This is a genomic window from uncultured Methanobrevibacter sp. (assembly GCF_900314615.1).
GTDB lineage: Archaea > Methanobacteriota > Methanobacteria > Methanobacteriales > Methanobacteriaceae > Methanocatella.
This window is the reverse complement of the sequence record NZ_OMWA01000043.1, coordinates 1022-8843: the sequence shown is the minus strand read 5'-3', so window position 1 is coordinate 8843 and position 7822 is coordinate 1022. Positions and strand designations below refer to the sequence as shown.

Sequence of the window (7822 nt, the reverse complement as noted above, 5' to 3'; positions counted from 1 at the left end):
CCTCTTTTATAATAAATAAACTCCTTTTTTTAAAAAAAGGAGAGAAAGCTAAATATAAAATTCAATCTTTCACATAATGCATGAAAAAATTATAGGTTTCCATGAAAAGAACCATAATTCTTTTATTCTTTTTTGTATATTGTGCTATTTTATATTGGTTACTAGGAGTGGTAGTGAATTCTATGAAAAGTTAAATTAATTAAACTTATATATTTGTAGGACTATATTTTATTATATAAAATATATTTTATGAGTAGTAAATCTAGTTTGATAAAATGATTGTTTTATCAATACTATTCTGATTTATTTTATAAAATTTCATTTAAATTCAATTTTTTATGGCATTGATTTTATGGTTCTTTCATGGAAACATATAATTTTTCATGCCTTATGTAAAAGATTGGATTTTATATTTTTCTTTCTCTCCTTTTTAAAAAAAGGAGTTTATTTATTATAAAACGAGGTGACTAAACTTATGAAATTTAAATATGTTGCGATATTTTTAGTTCTTCTTTGTTGTCTTATGGGAGCTGCAAGTGCAGCAGAAGACATCTCAACAGATGTTGTGAATGATGCTATTGATGATGTAATCATTGCAGATGAAGATGTTGATGCAGACTTGCAGTCAGATGAATCAAGTTCCTTGGAAGCTGCTGATACAGACTCTGGGGTTGATCAATCTGATGCATCCATAGAAACAAACGATGAAGAAGAAAACATAAGAGCATCTGGTACTCAAACAGTATCAACATGGTCAGATTTGAAAACTTATGCGGAAACAACTGGTACTGATTACACAATCAACTTAAATGGACCAATATCTATCAGTACTGGCGATATCCAATTTAAAAACAATGCAATAGTAGTAGGTAATGCTAACAGTTACATTACTGGAAACGCAGCCAACAGAATTCCGTTTAAAAGTACTTACAACAATGCATTGCAGATCACATTTAGAAATGTCAAGTTCCAAAACATCAATTGTCAAATGCTCATACAATTGCAAACCACTGGAACTAGCAAATTGGAAAACTGCACATTCATAAACATCACAGCAGGAACTGATCATGATTCAGTAGTATACAACAATTTAGGTACTATGAATATGACTAACTGTACTTTTACTAATTGTACTGCTGGATTTGGTGCGGTAACTAACTATATGAGTGGTTCTACTACTGGTGTCACTTTAAATGTTAAGGATTCTACATTTGAAAATAATTATGCTTCTACAGAGCCAGGGGCAATTAATAATTGTGGAATTTTAACAGTATATAATTCTACTTTTAATAACAATAGTGCATATCAGTGGGCAGGAGCAATTCATACCCATAGTAATGCAAATACTGTGATAAATAAATCTTATTTTTATCACAATGTCGCAGGATGGAATGGTGGAGCATTATTCACTTATAGTGTATTAAGAGTGTATGATTCTATTTTTGAAGATAACAACTGTTCTACTAATAATGGAGGCGGAGCAATAGGGGCTTATAACTATGGTTCCTTATTTGACATCATTATTAATAATTGTACTTTTAAATATAACAATAATCTTAACTCTAATGGAAAAGGTGGGGCAATTGGTACTTTAAACGGAGGTTACCTTAATGTATATAACTCCACTTTCATATCAAATAGTGCAACTAATGGACAAGCAATTTCTGCAGCTAATAAAAAAGTTGTTAATGGTACAAGTGATAGGCCATATTTAGCTATTGATGGAAATACCTTTATAAATCATACTGGTTCTGGAGATACTGTATACATCAATGGAATTATAAATTCATTTAATAATAATCACTTTTATAATAGCACCCAATCAACTATTTATTCAGGCTCAGGTAATACTTATAATTCATTTATAAATCCTATTGCCATGGCTAAAGGTTTGTTAGGGGCTTCTAGTAATGATATATTAAGTGATGATATTCAAAGAGAAGTTTCTGATGATGATTCCTTTGAAGATGCGTTTTCAAAAATGACAAAAACTGGTTATGGTAGTGAACCACAAGTTGTAAATATTCTTGTTTCACCTGGAATTTATTCTAAAACTATTAAACCAAACTTAATTTGGGAAGTAGATGAGGATTATGGATTTGGATACTATAAATTAGATGGTGTTGCTAAGTTATTTGCACTCGGTATTTTCACTGTTGAAGGTACTGGGGATAATGTAATATTCAGATGTGCCGATGGTTATAATTTAGATCTCAAAGGAGGTATTGATACTACTGAATGGGATCAAGAAGCTATTAGAGATACTATTTCTCATAAAAATATTATTTTTGATTGTGATGTTATTTTAGGTTCTAGAAGTTATGAATTCACCAATTGTACTTTCAAAAAAGCATTATACATTAATGGTTATGATATAAATGATTATTGGAATTTATATTATGATACTGATTGTGACATAGTTAATATTTACAGCTTTAAAGATTGTACTTTTGAATTCGATAAGGAAGAAATTGCAATAAATAAAATTATTGATTCAAATATTCAATTTAACGAAAATAGTTTCACTTTAAACTTTGATAATTGTAAATTCCCAGTAACTGCTGTTGATTCAGTGGTAGACATTAGTTCCTCTGAAAAAGGTGTTGTTGTAATTGCTTTAACCGATAACAGTTCTGCTCCTATTGCTGGCGCTACTGTTAAATATACAGTTAATGGTGGTGAAGAGCAAACCATCACTACTGGTGAAGATGGTAAAGCTACCATTACCGGTTTAACTGGTGAAGTTACCATTGCAGTAAACTATGAAGGAAACGAATCATTCAAACCTATTAGTGACTCCAAGTTCTTTAATTTCACAGAAGAACCTGTAGTTCCTGCTAAAGTTGCAACCAAGATCACTGCTCCTAAGGTAAGTGCTGTTTATAATGTTGCAAAGAATTTAGTCATTACCCTTACTGATAAGGATGGAAAAGCTCTTGCTAACAAGAAAGTAACCGTTAAGGTTGGCACTATCAGCAAAACCTTGACCACTAATACTAAAGGTCAAGTAAGCCTTAATGTCGCTACATTGGTTCCAAAAACCTACACTGCAACTGTTAAGTTTGCAGGTGACGATGCTTACCTTGCTTCCAGCGTAAGCCCTAAATTAGTTGTAAGCAAAGCAAAACCTAAGATCACTGCAAAAGCAAAAACCTTTAAGGTTAAAGTCAAAACCAAAAAATACACAGTTACCCTTAAAAACAACAAAGGTAAAGTAATGAAAAAGGTCAAACTTACCTTGAAAGTAGGCAAAAAAACCTACAAAGCTACCACAAACAGCAAAGGTAAAGCAACCTTTAAAATCACTAAATTAACCAAAAAAGGCAAATACACTGCTACTGTCAAGTTTGCAGGAAGCAAATACTACAAAGCATTAAGCAAAAAGGTAAAAGTAACCGTTAAAAAATAGAGAAAAAATTAATTTTTCTCTATTATTTTTTTATTTTTCTAAAAATTAGAGGAATTTATTTATTATTCAACATCCTATTCTATTTGGAATAATAAATAAATTTCTTTGATTATCTATGAATGAAGTTTATTTAAAGAGTATAATGCAATATGGGGAGATTATTAATATGGGGAAAACAAATAAAAGCATCCTATTATTTTCAATGCTCATCATTTTATTCATATGCATATCATCTGCATATGCCTCTGAAGATATATTAGATACACAATCAATCACTGATGATTCAAGCATTAATGAAGATGATTTCGGCATAGATGAAAACATAGAATGTTCAAATGAAAACAGTTTATTGAACTTAGAAAGCAATATTTTAAAGGAAGATGACAAGCCATCCGATTTTTATATTAATAGTAGTAAAGAACTTAGTGGAGACGGTTTAAGTCCTGAAACCGCATACAAGAACTTTGATTATACTGTATATGACAAAGTGGCCATCAGTGGTACAATTCATTTGTCTGAAGGAAACTATGGAGTTCCAGAAGGCTCACCATATAATACAAACTATTATATTATTGGCCAAGAGGGAACAGTAATTAATTCCTGTTGGTTTGATAGTATGGGAACTTATAAAAATTTTAATCAAACATTAACTTTTATAAATGTCAGTTTTGAAGTTCCATCAAGTGGACAAGTTTGGTATTCCAGTGGAAATGATGATATTGGTTTCAGTGATACAATAATATTTTATGGCATTTCCATGGATGGGCGTGACTTCAATTTTATTAACTGCACTTTTATCAACACATCTTTTGTTTCTGGTCAGCATCAGCATGTTGAACCTAATAGGGATGGATTAACAGATATCTGCACTGCAATTTTTGAAAATTGCAAATTTCTAAATTACACTTATGACCCAACCATTAACTCTTATGACGTGCATACTTCCTGGGGAACTATCATCCCTACAGAAGAATATGAAACAACTTCAATGATCACTTCTTTTGAATGTTCAAAATTTATTTTTAATAATTGTACTTTTGATAATGTTAGCTGTGATGCTATTGTTGATTCCTATGGTGGAAATACAGATTATTATGGTCGCATTGATGGGGTTTATATCTATAATTCCACATTCACAAACTGTGACATCAATGGAGTCGTTAAGGCTCGAAACTCTCCTTATTGCATCATCTCCAATTGCACCTATGATTTTCCAGTCAGCTATGATGTTCCTTTAGTCGGCCCATTTTACATTAACAGCACTGATCGACCAGTCATTAAGACTAATCTGGGTCTTGTTGCAAATGCAAACACTTTAGTCATCAGTTTAACTGATGAGTCCAACAATCCATTGGTTGACTATGAAGTTGAAATTGTAACCAACGGAAGGGTTTCCTATGAATATACAGACAATAATGGGAAAATCATACTAAGCAATCTTTTAGGTAATTACAGCTTTGAAATCACTTATCCTGGAGATGAGTATGAAGGCTATGCCCCATCCAAAGTCTTTAAGAACTTCACATTTGAAAAGTCTAAACTTAGCACAGTTCTAACTGCCCCTAAAGTGACAGCTAACTATAACATAGCTAAAAACTTGGTTGTCACACTTAAGGATTCCAACAATAAAGCTTTAGCAAATAAAAAGGTTATTGTTAAGGTCGGCTCCATATCCAAGGTCCTAACCACTGACAGCAAAGGTCAGGTTAGCCTTAATGTTGCAACACTTGTTCCTAAAACCTACACTGCAAGCATTAGCTTTGCAGGTGATGATAACTATAAGTCTTCCTCAATTAGTTCAAAAGTCACTGTATCCAAAGGGGTTTCAAAATTGATTGCCAAAGCGAAGACATTCAAAGCTAAGGTTAAGACTAAAAAGTTCTCTGTAACCTTAAAGGATTCCAAAAACAGGGTTTTAAAGGGCAAAAAACTTACTATAAAAGTCAAAGGCAAGACATACACTGCAACTACAAACAAGAAAGGGGTTGCCACATTTAAGATTACTAAATTGTCTAAAAAAGGAACCTACAAGTCAAAAATAGTATTTAAGGGAGATAAATGGTATAAAGCTATTAGTAAAACAGTGAAAATTAAGATTAAATAGGGATATTGATTCTTGAAAATGGGTCATTTTTCCTATTTTCTTTTATTTTATTTATTCACTACATTATTGAAGTTAGTTATTTTGTGGTGAATAAATAAAATGGACGGACCAATATGGTGTTTGTTTATTTTATCAAGTATTTTTTGGAAAGTGGGATTTTTTATGAGATTTAAATATAAATCATTATTGCTTATTTCAATATTGATTATTATTTTAGGCATGAATTTTGCATCTGCTGCTGATGCATATTCTGATTCTAGTTTAAATAATATTGGTATTGGTGATTCAATAGAAGAAGTTTCAGTTGAAGTATCTGCTGATGATTCTCGCAATGAATTACCTTCTTCAGTTGATTCTCTCATTGAATCCTATTCTTCTTCTGATTTTGGATTAGATCAATCAAATACTGCTAATAAAGAATCATCTTCTGAAAAATCTATAGAAAATGAGGGTAGTGATTTCAATTCTAAAATGGATGTTTTGATGGAAAGTCCGGTTTCCAATGCCAATTTGACATATTATGTTAGTTGTGATAATTATACTCATTATTTTGATGATTCTGGTGTTTTAAAGGATGAGTTCGGAGGTTCCATTCTCGTCTTTGAAGGCAATTTTGAAGATAAGGGAGTATTCACTATTGATAAGAACAACACTCGTCTTGTTTCTAATCAGTCTCGTTTCGTTAACACTGTTTTCAGTTTAACTGCCAGTGATATTGTTTTGGCTAATTTCAATTTTGATTTTAATCAAGCCTTTCCTTTGAATCATAATGCTGGCATTTACGTTGGATGGGACAATATCACAGTTTTCAACAATACAATTAACTATATTGCTCCCGTTGATACTACTTGCATCGGTATTTATGCCAATGACAATTATGGACTGAACCTGATCAACAATACAGTTAATTATTATGGCCAAGCATATAATGATGGATTTAATTATCCTGTCCTTATGACTTATTGCTATGATGCCTTTGTAAGCGGCAATAGCATCAATGCAACATTGCCTTTGCGTCAGGTTGACTGGAGCCAGCTTATTTATGGTGGTGTGAGCATGGATAAGGTTTCCTCTTTTGCCATTGGAGGCTGTGACAACCTCATCTTTGCAAATAACAGCATTTATTCTGCAGTCAATGGAGGAGTTTTTGCGGATAATCTTTTCCCTACTTTGTCCTCTGTTTTGGTTTATGCCTGCAGAAATTCCACACTTGATGGCAACAGCATTCTTGTTGAGGACTATTTCACCCGCAAGAATCAGGCTAATTACCTGTATGCCTTGGATATCTATGTATCTGATGACGTTTGTGTCGTGAACAATTACATTGATGTCTTTACATATGGCGGTTACAGTTTTCATGGGACTGCTTATCCTATTCAGATTACCGGTCCTGCATATAACATCAAGGTCGCTTATAATTACCTAAAAAGCATTAGCAATGGCCCGAACATTGGAATCTATTCGCAAAATGCTTATGGTAAGACTCAGATTGATGTCATAAGCAATTTCATCAATATTACAGGCAAGGCTGGAAGTCATATGTATGCGTTGGTTGCAGGAATTGAGGTGCAAGACTCTGATGACAGAATACTTAACAATACAATAATAGTGGATACTGTTGGCGGATATCATGATGGTGATCGCATTTATGGCATAAGTTATGCCCAGAGCACTGAAGGCAATCATAAATATCAAATCAAGTATAATAATGTCACAGTTCCAGGACCTATTGCAATCAGCTTGAATCAGGGTTTATTGGATTCCACTACCAGTGATACACATGTCATGTATAACATTTTGGTTACTGGGCGTGGCGAAGGTGGTGACAAGGCTGTGGCAATTGGAGGCCAAGGTACAAATAATGTTGTAAGGTATAATACCAATGGTTCCAATCCTGTTCGCCATATGTCCCAGCATGATTTGCCTGATTGGCTGAAGAATTATCAAAGTCCAAAAGGCAATGGATTTGGCTTGTCCTGGCTGAGTGAGGATGGAAATGCTCATTTTGGGGGCCTTGGCAATGGTTCCGGCCGTGGAGGATTCCATTTTGATTCAGATGTCAATGGCAGGAATAGTCGCTTTAGCAAGTCAAATGCTACTCATGGTGATTTGAATTCTACCTATTATTCTGTTGGGGATTCCGGTTTGAGCATTGCAGCTGCTTCTTCATCTGCAGGTTCTGCTTCCAACTCTCCGTCAGAAGTTGATAAGAATGCCTATGAGATTGATGAGCATGACAATGTAGTTAGCAAGTCTTCAGATTATCTCCAATTATGTATCATCTGTATTGTTGCTTTGCTGTTGTTGCT

At 33.3% G+C, this 7822-nt stretch carries 3 protein-coding genes; all 3 read left to right on the top strand.

Annotated features, from left to right (window positions below):
- The first annotated feature begins 475 nt into the window (after positions 1–475).
- Positions 476–3409, top strand: coding sequence for a hypothetical protein (locus QZN33_RS11430; protein ID WP_296792728.1), 2934 nt, complete (start codon positions 476–478; stop codon positions 3407–3409).
- Positions 3410–3575: 166 nt separating this feature from the next.
- The gene (locus tag QZN33_RS11425) at positions 3576–5513 is read left to right on the top strand and encodes an Ig-like domain-containing protein (RefSeq protein ID WP_296792725.1); all 1938 of its coding nucleotides are present in this window, start codon (positions 3576–3578) and stop codon (positions 5511–5513) included.
- Positions 5514–5675: 162 nt separating this feature from the next.
- Positions 5676–7822, top strand: a 2147-nt coding sequence (locus QZN33_RS11420; protein WP_296792722.1) for a hypothetical protein, incomplete at its 3' end; no start/stop codon positions are given.

What these genes read in the sequence shown, in the direction of transcription:
- QZN33_RS11425 (WP_296792725.1), top strand. Translation starts at nt 3,576, where the DNA reads ATGGGGAAAACAAATAAAAGCATCCTATTATTTTCAATGCTCATCATT.
- QZN33_RS11430 (WP_296792728.1), top strand. Translation starts at nt 476, where the DNA reads ATGAAATTTAAATATGTTGCGATATTTTTAGTTCTTCTTTGTTGTCTT.